This window comes from Caballeronia arationis (assembly GCF_001544975.2).
In the GTDB taxonomy this organism is placed as follows: domain Bacteria; phylum Pseudomonadota; class Gammaproteobacteria; order Burkholderiales; family Burkholderiaceae; genus Caballeronia; species Caballeronia arationis.
In genome coordinates, this window is the sequence record NZ_FCOG02000052.1 from 30,953 (window position 1) to 44,156 (window position 13,204).

Annotated in this window: 11 protein-coding genes and 1 pseudogene; 4 read left to right on the plus strand and 8 right to left on the minus strand. The window is 59.6% G+C overall.

Annotation, left to right across the window (positions count from 1 at the left end; all coding sequences use genetic code 11):
* Position 1: 1 nt before the first annotated feature.
* The gene (locus tag AWB81_RS25540; protein WP_025527889.1) at positions 2–292 is read right to left on the minus strand and encodes a co-chaperone GroES; all 291 of its coding nucleotides are present in this window, start codon (positions 290–292) and stop codon (positions 2–4) included.
* 878 nt (positions 293–1,170) lie between these two features.
* Between AWB81_RS25540 and AWB81_RS25545 the strand changes: the two genes are divergently transcribed.
* The gene (locus AWB81_RS25545) at positions 1,171–3,831 is read left to right on the plus strand and encodes a DEAD/DEAH box helicase (protein WP_062639334.1); all 2,661 of its coding nucleotides are present in this window, start codon (positions 1,171–1,173) and stop codon (positions 3,829–3,831) included.
* An 18-nt stretch (positions 3,832–3,849) separates the two neighbouring features.
* Positions 3,850–4,866, plus strand: coding sequence for an SWIM zinc finger family protein (locus AWB81_RS25550; protein ID WP_062639335.1), 1,017 nt, complete (start codon positions 3,850–3,852; stop codon positions 4,864–4,866).
* 477 nt (positions 4,867–5,343) lie between these two features.
* Here the strand turns inward: AWB81_RS25550 and AWB81_RS25555 are convergent, their stop codons facing one another.
* The 6 genes from AWB81_RS25555 to AWB81_RS25575 all read right to left on the minus strand — a co-directional run bounded on the left by AWB81_RS25555 (position 5,344) and on the right by AWB81_RS25575 (position 10,735).
* Entirely contained in the window at positions 5,344–5,730 is a 387-nt protein-coding gene (locus AWB81_RS25555; protein ID WP_062639336.1) for a nuclear transport factor 2 family protein, read from the minus strand.
* An 84-nt stretch (positions 5,731–5,814) separates the two neighbouring features.
* On the minus strand, positions 5,815–6,375 hold the full coding sequence (locus tag AWB81_RS25560) for a carboxymuconolactone decarboxylase family protein (protein ID WP_062639337.1): 561 nt from the start codon (positions 6,373–6,375) through the stop codon (positions 5,815–5,817).
* Positions 6,376–6,560: 185 nt separating this feature from the next.
* Positions 6,561–6,887, minus strand: a complete 327-nt coding sequence (locus tag AWB81_RS44900; RefSeq protein ID WP_143753619.1) for a hypothetical protein — start codon at positions 6,885–6,887, stop codon at positions 6,561–6,563.
* Positions 6,868–8,214 carry an MFS transporter gene (locus AWB81_RS25565; protein WP_062639338.1) on the minus strand — a complete coding sequence of 449 codons (1,347 nt, stop codon included), beginning with the start codon at positions 8,212–8,214 and terminating at the stop codon, positions 6,868–6,870. The genes AWB81_RS44900 and AWB81_RS25565 overlap by 20 nt, the downstream gene beginning before the upstream one ends.
* A 94-nt stretch (positions 8,215–8,308) precedes the next feature.
* Positions 8,309–9,829 carry a bifunctional 3-(3-hydroxy-phenyl)propionate/3-hydroxycinnamic acid hydroxylase MhpA gene (mhpA, locus tag AWB81_RS25570; RefSeq protein ID WP_062639339.1) on the minus strand — a complete coding sequence of 507 codons (1,521 nt, stop codon included), beginning with the start codon at positions 9,827–9,829 and terminating at the stop codon, positions 8,309–8,311.
* Positions 9,830–9,883: 54 nt separating this feature from the next.
* Positions 9,884–10,735, minus strand: coding sequence for a fumarylacetoacetate hydrolase family protein (locus AWB81_RS25575; RefSeq protein WP_062639340.1), 852 nt, complete (start codon positions 10,733–10,735; stop codon positions 9,884–9,886).
* A gap of 146 nt (positions 10,736–10,881) precedes the next feature.
* Between AWB81_RS25575 and AWB81_RS25580 the strand changes: the two genes are divergently transcribed.
* The gene (locus tag AWB81_RS25580) at positions 10,882–11,448 is read left to right on the plus strand and encodes a VOC family protein (RefSeq protein ID WP_062639341.1); all 567 of its coding nucleotides are present in this window, start codon (positions 10,882–10,884) and stop codon (positions 11,446–11,448) included.
* A gap of 166 nt (positions 11,449–11,614) precedes the next feature.
* Entirely contained in the window at positions 11,615–12,427 is an 813-nt protein-coding gene (locus AWB81_RS25585; RefSeq protein ID WP_062639342.1) for an IclR family transcriptional regulator, read from the plus strand.
* 188 nt (positions 12,428–12,615) lie between these two features.
* Here the strand turns inward: AWB81_RS25585 and AWB81_RS25590 are convergent.
* Positions 12,616–13,204, minus strand: a pseudogene (locus AWB81_RS25590) (class I SAM-dependent methyltransferase); the annotation flags it as partial.

Here is a 13,204-nt window from a genome sequence, read left to right on the forward strand (position 1 = left end):
ATTACTTGACCAGAACGGCCATGATGTCTTCTTCGCGCATCACGAGCAGTTCCTGCCCGTCGACCTTGACGGTCTGGCCAGCGTACTTACCGAACAGCACGCGGTCGCCCACTTTGACGTCGAGGGCGTTCTGCGTACCCTTGTCATCGCGCTTGCCCGGGCCGACGGCCAGGATTTCGCCTTGATCCGGCTTTTCGGCTGCCGCGTCGGGGATGATGAGGCCCGAGGCAGTCTTGGTTTCCTGATCCAGACGTTTGACGATGACGCGATCGTGCAAAGGACGAAGGTTCATACACACTCCTCTCTTGATTGAGACTGAAGAAACGCGGGAAAACCCGTACCGGCGGGCTTGGAGCCACCGGACGGCAAACTTGTTAGCACTCTCGTGCGGTGAGTGCCAATTATATGGACGAGGTTTGACAATTTCAAGGAGGGAATGGACGAGAGACTTGCCGAAATTCATCGAACGTTGACCTCTCCTCAGGGAACTGACGCGGCTTTTAACTAAGAAACTCCAACGAAATCAGAACATTAGCGTCACGTCAAAGGCTGCTGCGCACAGACGGACCTGGCCCAAACCGCGCTTCTCGCAATCGAAGACGATCAGTTGCGCGACAAAAAGCCAAGCGTTTACCCTTCTTAGATAACGACCACACAGACCTAATGGCCCTTCCGTAGCGTTGACGTCGGATCAGGCCAAAGGAGACACTTTGCCATTTAGTCGCTTGTAACAAACGCGCCAGCTGATTTTCGCCGCTCGGGCCGGCGCCGTCATCGGCATACCGTCTCGTATGATTCAGGTTTTGGTACCCTGTGATCGTGAATCTTTTCTTTCTTGGCAGAATTCGGAAATTCACCGGGACCGCCGCGAAGGTTGAAGGTCGGTTGGCCGGCGGCAGAGGCGGGGGCGAACTTCTGTGAGTAGAAACGTAACAGTCAGGTTGTCCTACAGCAGATGAGAAGACAGTTGGCAAGACATGCACAACGCCGCGGCCACGCATACACCGGACGTTTGGTCCACCCCGCAACTCGATCGGATCAGGCACAAACGGAGCTTCGCCTAGCCCGCACTTGGCCGGTGGGCGCGCTGGTTAATTCCGACGCCGCTTTCCGTGAAAACACCCGGCTTCAGCGCTTGCTGCGACAGGACGGGCGCTTTTGACTGCTCAGATGCTCGCGCCACACCTGACGCCCGGTGGTCACTTGCTTGCGGTGCCGGAGGACGACGCGCCACTCTTGGCGGAGGAAATACGGTCGCGACTAGGCAGTTATTTTGCGCTTGGCGCGGGGCATGGCCTACTGCATCTCGGAACGGCGGAAATCGGCCGCATTCTCCCGCCCGCCTGGGCCTGGTGGCGTGATTTTGCCGCGCGCTATGTCACCGCCTTGTGCGCCACGCCCGAAAGCGGCGAAATCGCGGTCGCGCCTGCTACCAGGGATTTCGATGCCCTGATTGCTGATGCGCCGCCGATGACGGGCGGGGAGTATCTGACGCCAGATGTGCTGGCCACGTTGTGGGACGCGATCAATACCGCTTTGCACCAAGAACTGGCGAGCGCAAAAGTCTCACTGCAGGATTTCCTCAAGTCGCGCCACCCGGCCTGGAACCTCGTCGGCCGGGTGCATTTCAATCTCGCTGAGAACCGCAAGGACCCGGAGGCACCGTTCGCCTTCCTTGCGACTTACACCTCGCGCTTGTCGGCCCATGGCAAGGCGCAGCATCAACCACTGTCGCAAGCCTTGGCGGAATTTTCGGGAGCCAGGAGCAAGGCGCAGCTCTTATCGCTGCTGCTGCCGGTGCAGCGCGCCGCCGAACACTGCGATTGGCTTCGCGAAATGGTGGATACAGGCGAGATATACCATCCGCTGCGCTGGACGCCGCTTGATGCGCACCGCTTTCTCTCTGACCTGCCCAAACTCGAAACCGCAGGCATTGTCGTTCGCGCGCCGAGCGTCTGGCAGTCGGGCCGTCCTGCTCGTCCCCTTGTGAGAGCCAGCGTCGGAGCACGACCGCCTTCGCTCCTGGGCAAGGACGCGTTGCTCGATTTCAGCATGGAGGTCTCCCTCGACGGCGAGCGTCTTAGCGCCTCCGAGGTCAGGGATCTGCTCAAAGGCGCCGACGGCTTGCAACTCATCCGTGGTCGCTGGGTCGAGGTGGACAACAAAAAGCTCAGTCGCCTCCTGAAGCAATTCGAGGCCATGGAAAAGGCGGCGGAAGCCGGTCTGCCATTTAATGAGGCCCTACGCCTTCTGGCGGGTGTCTCGCTCGACGATAGCGGCGACCCCGCTGACCGCGACTGGTCGCAGCTTGTTGCAGGGCCTTGGCTGACCGACATCTTGCATGAGTTGCGTCAGCCGGAGGGGCTGGCGCAGATCAGCCCAGGACCGGAACTCAAGGCCAGCCTGCGGCCCTACCAACAGGCCGGCGTGCGATGGTTGTACCTTCTCACGCGGCTCGGACTGGGCGCGTGCCTGGCGGACGATATGGGCCTGGGCAAGACCATGCAGGTACTCTCGCTGCTGCTTGTTTTGAAGCGCGAAAGCGCCGAGGCGCGCCCCAGTCTGCTGGTCGCACCCGCATCGCTGCTGTCCAACTGGGCGGCGGAGGCCGAGCGCTTTGCCCCCGGTTTGCGCCTGCTGATCGCCCATCCGTCGGTCATGCCGGCGGCTGATTTGCGTGCGCTGGACGCCACGTGGCTTGCGGACATCGATCTCGTCATCACCAGCTTTGGCTCGCTTCTTCGCCAACCGGTATTGGGGACCATCCAATGGCGCGTTGCCGTCGTCGACGAAGCGCAGGCGATCAAGAATCCGAGCGCCAAGCAAACGCGACAGGTCAAGCAGCTCCAGGCACAATCGCGCATCGCGCTGACCGGAACCCCCGTCGAAAACCGCCTGTCTGACCTGTGGTCCATTTTCGATTTCACCCACCCCGGTTTGCTGGGCTCAGACAAAGTCTTTGCCAATTTTACCCGGCGACTGGCGAAGGCCGACCACTTCGGTCCGCTGCGAACGCTCGTGCGGCCCTACATCCTGCGCCGCCTGAAGACCGACAGGCGGGTGATCGACGACCTTCCGGACAAGACGGAACTCAAGGCCTGGTGCCACCTGAGCCCGAGCCAGGCAGCACTTTATCAGCGTGCGGTGAAGGATCTGGCCGCCGCGCTTGAAGACGCCGAAGGCATCGGTCGCAAGGGTGTAGTGTTGAGTTTCCTGATGCGCTTCAAACAGATATGCAACCATCCGTCGCAATGGTTGGGCGACGCGGCGTGGAAGGCGGAAGACAGCGGCAAGTTCGCCCGCCTGCGCCAACTGGCCGAAGTCATTGCCGCCAAGCAGGAAAAGGTGCTGGTATTCACCCAGTTCCGCGAGACCACTGAGCCGCTCGCGGCATTCCTGGGTTCAATCTTTGGTCGCGAAGGTCTGGTGCTCCATGGTGGCACCCCGGTAGCAAAGCGCCGCGCATTGGTCAAGCAATTTCAGGAAGATGAGCTGACGCCCTTCTTCGTGCTGTCGCTCAAGACCGGCGGGGCGGGTCTGAATCTCACCGCCGCTTCGCATGTGATCCACTATGACCGGTGGTGGAACCCGGCCGTGGAAAATCAGGCGACTGATCGTGCGTTTCGTATCGGCCAGCAGAGGAACGTTCTGGTGCATAAGTTCATCTGCCGTGGCACGATCGAGGAGCGTATCGACCAGTTGATCGAAGCGAAGCAGCAGTTAGTGAATGACGTGCTGGAGGGCGGGGCGGAACTCCTGCTCACCGAGTTGAGTGATCGTGAATTGCTCGATCTCGTGAAGCTCGACGTTCATGCCGCGCAAGAAAATTGATCGTCAAGAGGAAGCGCAATGAGTTACGGGGGATGGAAGCCCTATGTCTCGGTCGCCGAGCGCAGAAAAAAGGCTGAACTGGCCGCCGCGAAGGCTAATAAGGCCGGTGCGGTCCTGTCGCCAATCGCGTCGTATCGCGGTGCCATCGCCAAGACGTTCTGGGGCAAGGCATGGTGCGACAATCTGGAGAGCTACAGCGACTATGCCAACCGCCTGCCGCGAGGCCGTACCTATGTGCGCAACGGTTCCGTGATCGACCTTCAGATTACGGCCGGCGAAGTCCGCGCGCAGGTAATGGGTTCGAGCCTCTATACGGTTGCTGTGACCGTGACGACGTGTCCTGAAAAGCAATGGCGAGCGATCGGAGCCGATTGCGCGGGGTCGATCGATTCGATCGTGGAACTCTTGCAGGGCAAGCTCTCAACAGCCGTGATGGAGCGCATCTGCAAACCTGGCACCGGTCTTTTCCCGGCGCCGAAGGAAATCAAGTTCAATTGCAGCTGCCCGGACTGGGCTTCGATGTGCAAGCACGTTGCTGCCGTGCTCTACGGTATCGGCGCACGGCTCGACCAACAGCCGGAATTCCTCTTCGCCCTTCGCCGGGTCAATGCCAATGATCTCGTCAGTCAGGTCGGTGCTGGCCTGCCTAAATCGAGAAAACGCCCGACTACCGGCAAGGTGCTCGACGACGCGCTGGTGGCCGATGTGTTTGGCCTCGAGATGGCCGAAGCTTCCCCACCGACGAAGCCTGCTGCCGGGCGTAACAAGTCATCGGCCGCTAAGGTGACAGCGAAGAAGACGGCCACGCCGGCTGCTTCGACAACTCGGAAGCCACCCGCGACCGCGAAGACTGCGTCGGACAACAGAGTGGTAGCCAAGAGGTTGGCCATCAAGCCATCTACCGGGCCGTGTAAGTCAACATCGGGCAACGTCATTGCCGCTAAGGCAAAGGCGGCGAACTCGCCTCCAGCGCCAAAAGAGGCTGCAGCTAGGAAGCGCACCAGTGCTCGACCGGCGATAGGTAAGTTCCGCTGAATTCTGATTCCGTCTCGCCCCGCTACGCGGGGAGCGAGTGACGTCGACGAACGCAATTCTTTTCAGTGGGAAAGCCCGGCATCTGATGAAGTCTCCGGACTATGTTGAGCATAAGCGGACATATCCGGTTGAGGGTTTCTCAGACCAGGTTGAACCTGCCGATCATTCGAGTTCGACCTTAACGTCGCGTTGAAGACGCCGGACGATTGGCGGTATTTTCACGCTTCGTGAACATTGCGAACGGCCTGTAGTGGGCCGATGACCCGACTAAGACACCCCCTGCGGACGAAGGTCAGCTTTCTGGGCGTGTGCGAGTACGAAAGTTCGCGTGTCAGAGCGGGTTCGGCCATCAAGGGACGGTCGAAAGCGTCTGCCGAGTGGCCACTTTCCGGCGCCGAACGGACCTTCGTAGACGGCGAGCCTATTGAGAGCGCGGTACGCTGCAATTCCGAGAGCGGAGGCATGAACCAAATACGCTCAGTCTGGTAGGCGCCCTGAATGAAGGTGTAGCAACTTCCAACCGGTCTCGCGTTTGATCCAAACCTGGGTGACGAGAGCACGGATGTTTACCTCCGAGCCGTCACTGCGGCGCTGCAACCATTGTTCAAGCTGGCCCGTCGTGATTACGAACTCGGGCAGGAGCTTGTACGCGAGAGGCTGAGCACGCACGATTTTATGTGTCTTGATCTTGTCGCTGAGGAACGCCAGATATTTCGATTTGTCTTGAATGTAGCCAGACGAGTGAACGAAGGTCAGATCTTCGTCCAGTAAGGAGGCGAGCGTGAGCAGATCTTCTGATACGGTAGCATCGCAGCGCCGTTGCTCGAGCACATCGACAGCGGATTTCACGGAAGCGTTGTTCATCTAGACTCTCCTCGAAACGCGGCATGCGCCCCGGTTATCGGACACGGCACTATCGGACACGGCACTATCGGACTTGAGGCTTGGTCACTCTGGAAAGGGCAGTTCAACCTGAAGAGCTGCGCGAGTCTCAAACACGTTCAATGTCATTGCGACCAACGTGTAGTACCCGAGCAAACCCGTCAGATTGACCATGACTACATGGCCGAATCGATTCAACGCTTGCTCGTACGTCTCGTTCGAGACCCGGCGGGTCTCATTCAGCTGCGTGGCGAAGTCGTAGATCAGGCGATCATCCGGATCGTCAAACACTGGAGTCTCGTTGCATCGAATTGATCCGGCGACATGGGCAGGAACTCCGGCTTGTAACGCAATGGGATGGTGAATGTGCCACTCTGCCTGCGAGCGCCAATGCGCGGCGGTCACCAGAATCGCCAGTTCCGACAGGCGTAGCGGCAACCCCGTGTCAAAGCGACAAAATGCGCCTAGCCGCTGCGCGCGTTGTGCAAACTCAGGGCTATAGACCCAGCTTAGGAATGGACCGTCGAGATTGCCGCGAGGGCCACTTAGGATTTCATCCAGAACGGCCGCCTGCTCGTTCGTCGCTGTCGATCGGTCGAAAAGGGGGAGGCGATTGTTGTCTTTCATGATCTGGTGTCGTTGTCAGTTGAACCGTTGGTGCTGATGGAGGCACTGGGGCGGGAGGGCCATGACACGGGTCCCGTCCCGTTGGTTCCTCAAGGGCGGGGCGCGAACTCTTGGAAAAAAAGTTCGTAGCCTGGCATCCATCCTAGAAGTCGCTTGTAGTTGCACACGTGGGACATCAGTAGGCACTAGAAGCGGTGACGAATTCCGGCAACCAGGACATTTTGATTGCTGCTGGTTGACGGTGCATACAGATAGACGTCGGCAACAGCATGAGATCCCGACTTCCGCTGAAACGTGTCGAAGACATATACTTCGGTGCGCTTGGAAAGGCTGTAGTCGAGGCTGCACTGAGCGCCGTTCCAGTGCGGGTTGGCGTCAGGCCGCCGTACCGGCGGCTTGTATTGATATACCCGGCAGCAAAAGTCAACGCGGGGGGTCGTCGTATAGGAGATTGAAGCGTCGTGACTGTTCAGCGACAAGCTGGTTCCATCGCTAAGAAGATGCTTCGCCATTCAGTCGACTTCCCTGCGAGCTATGCTCCACCGTAGACGCAGCCTTCGGCAATACGAAGCTCGCAACCAGCGCCACCGCGCATGCCCCAATAACGTAGTAAGCTGGCGCAGCCAAGGATCCAGTCTCGCGAATCAGCATGGTTGCGAGCAATGGAGCAAATCCGCTGAACACGACGACGGCGATGTTGTAAGCGAGGGCGATCCCGCTGAATCTGATCCGAACAGGGAACTGGTCGGCGAGGACGGAAGCCCACGTACCGCTCGCCAGAGAAAAGGCGACGCCCGCGAGGACAAACAGCACGACAGGGTCGACAGTGTGATTCGCGAGCGCCCAGTAGAACGGGTAGCTGAATACAATCAGCAGCACCGCAGACGTGCGTAGCAGGTATCGGCGCGCAATCTTGTCGCCGAGCCAGCCCGCAGCGAGCAAGCCGAAAGAGCTGACGATCAGATAAGCGTTCTGAGCGACCGCCGCCGTCCGGGGGGCATAGTGCAGTTGTTGGACCAGATAGGCAGGCATGTGACCGTAAAGGATACCGTTGACACCGGCCATCACCGCGATCGTGAGCGCTCCTGCCACGACAGCCTTGCCATGATGTCGCAGCGTCTCGCGAAACGGTTGCTTGACGACCGCGCCGTGCATCTCCTTGAACTCAGGCGATTCATCCAGATTGCGACGCATCCAGTAGGACACTATCCCGCACGCCCCGCCGAACAGAAACGCGATCCGCCAGCCATACGTCGCCGCATCCGCGCTGGAAAGATAGCTCTGGATGCCGAGATTAACGAATGTAGCGAGCAACACGCCCACATTGACCGCACAGATTATGATGCCTGCAGCGAGTCCCGCGCGATGTGGCGCCGCCTCGACCGCGTAAGTGATGGCCCCGGGCATTTCACCACCGACGCAGAAACCTTGAAGCATGCGCAGCAAAATCAGCAGAATGGAAGCCGTGATCCCCCAGCTCTGGAAATTCGGCAGCAGGCCCAGACAGATGGTAGCCGTCGTGACCACGACGATTGAGCCAAGGAAGACGGGGCGCCGGCCGTAACGGTCCCCCCAGCTGCTAAGGACAATACCGCCGAGCGGTCGGATGACGTATCCAATCGCCAGAACAGAGAAAGCCGCCAGCATGCTGATTAGCGACGAAACGTTCGGAAAGAACTGGGCAGCGATGTGATGTGCAAAAAAGCCGTAGACGATGAAATCGTAAAATTCCAGCGAGCCGCCAAGGCTCGCGATGAGAATCATCTTCCACTGCGACCGTGATAAGCCGGGTAACTGCGGATGATCGAGAGCATCGATCGGATGGCGTGACATTTCCATGACTCCTCCAAGGATTGTTGGCTTCTTTGTCCAATGATTTGCGTGCGTTGTTGGCAACGTATTTCGCGTTGCAACGCGATTGCGGACTTACCGGTCACGCGCTTGCTGTTAGCACGCTAGGGAACGCGTGATCCAGCAGGCCGCGCAACGATGCAGTGTCGTTGGCGACGCCATACACATACCGGTCAGGACGCACCAGCACTGCGGCGGCGCCGCTTGACGCTAGCCACTCACGGACAGCGTCTTCGCTGGGGACGATCTGGACGCCCGCCCGGGCAGCGTGACCGGCGATGTTGTCAGATCCGGCGAGCAACTCGGGTAACACGAGGAGTGCAAACCGATAGCCGACCACGTCATCCAGCAGGCGTCCGTCTGCCAGGCGGGGCTGTGGTGCGATGTGTCCAACCATCGCCGATGATTCATCGAGACAGGCTCCCGGACCGAGCCGCGGCTGTGGAGTGACAAAATTGCGGATCGCGTCGCTCATTTCGCAGTCGCGGCTGTTGGCAGCCTCTGGACGGGTGGTCTGAATGATCGAACCGAGGTGCACCGCGGTTTCGATGAACTCCCGCACATGGGGTGAACGCTCGGATTCGTAGGTATCAAGCAGGCTATCGGGCGCTTCTTCGCGAATGACTGCGCCGAGCTTCCATGCGAGGTTCGACGCGTCCCGGATTCCGGCCGCCATTCCCTGGCCCATAAAGGGCGGTGTCTGGTGCGCGGCATCTCCGGCAAGCAGCAGTCGTCCACGGCGCCAGCCGTTGGCCACGACCGAGTGAAAGGTGTAGATAGCGGAACGCTCGAGTCGCGCATCAGCCGGCGAGATCCAGCGAGCAAGCTTGTCCCACAGCCATTCAGGGGATGCGAGCTGCGTCGCATCATCGCCGGGCATCACCATGATTTCCCAGCGGCGACGATTTCCTGGGCCACGCGTGTAAGTCGTCGGGCGCGCCGGATCGCAATATTGAATCGAGAAATCACCGAGATCGGGCCGCGGACCATCGAGCATGACGTCGACCACGACCCAGCGTTCATGCGATTTCAAATCCGTGAGTTCGGTACCCATGAAGCGTCGGGCGATCGAGCGCGCGCCATCGCAGCCGACGACGTAGCGGGCCGTGGCGCGCCCGAGCTTGCCGCAGCTGGTATCTTCGAACCGCAACTGAACGCCTTCGCCCGTCTCGTCAAGCGCGAATACTTCATGCCGCAAACGCACGTCGATGCTCTTTTGCAGTGCCACACGCTCGCGCAGCGCATTCTCGAGATCAGGCTGATGAAATTTGTAGCTCGCGCACCAGCCGTTCGGTCCGATACAGGTAGGACGCTGCCAGTCGATAAGAAGCTTGCCCGCCGCATTCACGAACTTCATGCCGGGACCGACAAACAACTTGGGAAGCAACGTGTCGGCGATGCCGATGGTCTGGAACACCCGCATGCATTCGCCGTCAAAGTGCACCGCGCGGGGCAGCGCGAAAATGTCCTTGTCTCTCTCCAGCACGAGTACCCGCAAGCCTTCAATCGCCAGCAGGTTCGCCAGCGTCGCACCGGTAGGCCCGAGCCCGATGACAGCCACGTCGTAGTCACACGCGTGCGTCGAAATGGTTTTTTGTGACATGTCTGAGTCCGTTCAAGACGCCGGACGCACGGGGGACGCGTCCGGCAACGATCTTTACGCTTCGTCGGCAATCGGATTGGAGAGCACGCCGATTCGGTCGACTTCCACTTCGACCCGGTCGCCAGGCTTCATGAACAGCGGCGGATTACGCTTTGCACCGACGCCGCCGGGCGTGCCGGTGACGATGACGTCGCCCGGAGCGAGCGGCGTGAAGGTCGACAGGTAGGCGATCTGCTTGGCGATGCCGTGAATCAACATCTGCGTGGTTGCGCGCTGCACTTCCTGCCCGTTCAGACGAGTGATGAGCGTCATGAGGGCGTTCGGTTCGATTTCGTCGCTCGTCACCATCCACGGCCCGAACGCGCCGGTGCGATAAAAGTTCTTGCCCGGTCCCCATTGGGTGGTGTGACGCTGCCAGTCGCGCACAGAGCCATCGTTGTAACAGGCATACCCTGCGATGTGATTCCAGGCGTCGGCTTCAGCGATGCGCCGCCCAGCCCGCCCGATGATCACCGCGATTTCGCCCTCGTAGTCGAACTGCTGGGACTCGGGCGGACGCAGCATCGGCTGCTCATGGCCCACTTGCGAAGCTGGGAGCCGCATGAAGATCACGGGCTGCTCAGTGGTTTCGCGATTGGTTTCCTTGACATGCTCCGCGTAGTTGAGTCCCACACAGAAGATCTGCTCCGGGTTGGGAATTACCGGCAGAAGGGTCACTTCCGACAACGGGTAGTCGCCCTGAGCGCTTTGGGCCGCTTGGGCGGCCTCACCAAGCGCGTCGGCGGCGATCAGTGCTTTCAGGTCGGCATAACGACCGTCCAGGCGCTTGCCCAGGTCAACGATGCTGTCGTCGCTAACGACGCCGAAGGAAAGGCCTTGATGGGTAGAAAAGCTGACGAGTTTCATTGACGCTCCAGGCAGATAAAAATCAGGGTAGATCGACGCGAAAGACTCGATAAAAGTCGTGCATTTATCGTTATTTGAGAATAAGCTATATTTAATCGTTAGCACAACGTGTTTTTAGTTAGGGTTTATCACTACTGGAGACGAGCATGGAAGGGATGAAAAAAGCGCGACGCGGACTGTCGCTGAGCCATATGGGCTTCTACGTGAGCGATATGGCACGGGTGGAAGACTTTTATTCGCGGGTGCTGGAGTTCACTGTGACGGATCGTGGGACGCTGCAGACGCCGCACGGCGAAGTGCGGCTGGTGTTCTTGAGTCGTGATCCCGCGGTTCATCACCAGGTCGTGCTTGCGAGCGGTCGGCCTGAGCACCTGGCGTTTAATCCGATCAATCAGATTTCGTTCGAAGCGGACAGTCTTGACACGCTCAGGCAGTTTTACGCCCGCTTTGTCTCGGAAGGTTTGGAAGAGATCAATCCCGTCACACATGGCAACGCGATTTCGATTTATGCGCGCGATCCTGAGGGTAACCGGCTGGAGATCTTCATCGACACGCCTTGGTACGTCGATCAGCCGATGCGAGTACCGGTCGACTTTGATTTGCCTGACGCAGACCTGATGGCGGCCGTTGAGCACCACGCGAGCACACTGCCGGGATTCAGGCCACGAACCGATTGGCAGGCCGAGATGGCCGTGCGCATGGGTCTTGTCTAACGTGGTGCTTGCCCGATCGGCTGTGCGTCGGGCAAGCACAAAGGCGGTACCCTGCGCAAAACAGGTTGGCAGCCTCGCACCCAACCGTTTGCCGTGAGCCGAGAAGACCGGCGGGAGAGCGCGCTAGTGGCATAATCCGCTCACATAGAAGGAGCTCAGCGCCCAGATGTCGAGCATCACCCGGCTTTTATCCATACTGGAACTGTTTTCGGAGGCAAAGCCATTCTTGTCCGCCGAAGACGTTGCTGCTGAACTCGATTGTTCGGCGCCGACGGCTTATCGCTACGTGCGTGAGCTCGTGGATGCGGGCTTGCTCGTCCGGTTCATAGGCGGAGATTACGGTCTCGGTCCTCGCATCATCAGACTGGATTACCACCTGCGTGCTTCGGATCCACTGCTTGTTGTTGGCCAGCCGATCATGCACGAGTTAAGCGAGCATTCCGGCTTCGATGTAGTGATGTCGCGCTGGTATGGAAACGAGCTTGTCGACACGCATCGGGAGACTCACGACACCACTCTCGATCTCCGATACGGCCGGGGCCGACCGAGACCCCTGTTTCTCGGCGCCGCCCCGAAGGCGATCCTTTCCACCTTCCCGAAGGCCAAGCTCGCGATACTGTTCGAACAGTATCCTGAGGATATTGCACAAAGCGGCCTCGGGACGACGCTCGAAGAGTTTCGTGCTTCGCTCCTCAAAATCCGACGCGCGGGTTTCTATCTCTCAAGAGACGAACTGGAACACGGGGTTTCGGCACTCGCGTCGCCGCTGTTCACCGACGACTCCGGTGAAGCGGTCGGATCGCTTGCGTTGATCGTCCCGACTCAACGTCTCGAGTTCGCTAATCTGGAGCGTCTCGTCGAATCGCTACGGGAGGCCGCGGCGCGAACTTCACAACGCACGCGGGCGGCGATTGAAAGCCGTGCAAGTGCAACGGCTTCGCTATCGCACACGGTGTCGCCAAAAAGACGTTCGGCATAATTCACGACCATTTGCGCCCACGAACGTTCGGTGCAATTTCCGAACGGCTGCTTCAAGACCGACTTGAGACGGCCGCATGATGTTTGTGAGAGGCAGGAACGGGTCTGGTTGAGCCGGCCGCAGTGATAAGTACGTCTGCGGGCCTCGTCCATCCATCAGCGATGGCCGTCCAGAGTTGGCGCCGCCGGTCAGGCCTGCGCCTGAAAAACCAGATTGAACGGCGTCTGCGTTGCGCGCCTGAAACGGGTGAAGCCACCCGCGGTCACTACTTCCCTGAGCCGTGCTTCGCCGGCTTGCGCACCCAACGCCCTCCCGCCTTCTTGCGACAACGATGCTCCCGTGCAGATCATCGTGGACGCCGAGTAAAACACGCGCCCGACAGGATTCAGATTGTCTTCCAGCCGGTCGTGCGCGAACGGCTCGACGATCATCCACGAGCCATCGGGTTTTAGCGAGTGCAATACGTGTGCAGCAGCGCCCGTCGGGTCACCCATGTCATGAAGGCAATCGAAGAACGCGACGAGGTCGTAGTCGGTGCCGGGGTATTGCTGTGCGCTGGCCACTTCGAACGTGACGCGAATCGCCGACGTCTGCTTCATGGGCCAATTCTCGCGCTCTCTGGATGGACGGCTCATGATAGTCAAAGCCGACGAATGTCGCATCGGGATAGGCCTCCACCAGCAGAATCGTGGATGCGCCTTGGCCGCAGCCGACGTCGGCGACTTTCGCGCCGTGCCCCTTGAGGAGCGCTTCGACACCGTCGAGTGCGGGAATCCA

Coding starts and splice junctions, on each gene's coding strand:
- AWB81_RS25540 (WP_025527889.1), bottom strand. CDS start 292: ATGAACCTTCGTCCTTTGCACGATCGCGTCATCGTCAAACGTCTGGAT.
- AWB81_RS25545 (WP_062639334.1), top strand. CDS start 1,171: ATGCTCGCGCCACACCTGACGCCCGGTGGTCACTTGCTTGCGGTGCCG.
- AWB81_RS25550 (WP_062639335.1), top strand. CDS start 3,850: ATGAGTTACGGGGGATGGAAGCCCTATGTCTCGGTCGCCGAGCGCAGA.
- AWB81_RS25555 (WP_062639336.1), bottom strand. CDS start 5,730: ATGAACAACGCTTCCGTGAAATCCGCTGTCGATGTGCTCGAGCAACGG.
- AWB81_RS25560 (WP_062639337.1), bottom strand. CDS start 6,375: ATGAAAGACAACAATCGCCTCCCCCTTTTCGACCGATCGACAGCGACG.
- AWB81_RS44900 (WP_143753619.1), bottom strand. CDS start 6,887: ATGGCGAAGCATCTTCTTAGCGATGGAACCAGCTTGTCGCTGAACAGT.
- AWB81_RS25565 (WP_062639338.1), bottom strand. CDS start 8,214: ATGGAAATGTCACGCCATCCGATCGATGCTCTCGATCATCCGCAGTTA.
- mhpA (WP_062639339.1), bottom strand. CDS start 9,829: ATGTCACAAAAAACCATTTCGACGCACGCGTGTGACTACGACGTGGCT.
- AWB81_RS25575 (WP_062639340.1), bottom strand. CDS start 10,735: ATGAAACTCGTCAGCTTTTCTACCCATCAAGGCCTTTCCTTCGGCGTC.
- AWB81_RS25580 (WP_062639341.1), top strand. CDS start 10,882: ATGGAAGGGATGAAAAAAGCGCGACGCGGACTGTCGCTGAGCCATATG.
- AWB81_RS25585 (WP_062639342.1), top strand. CDS start 11,615: ATGTCGAGCATCACCCGGCTTTTATCCATACTGGAACTGTTTTCGGAG.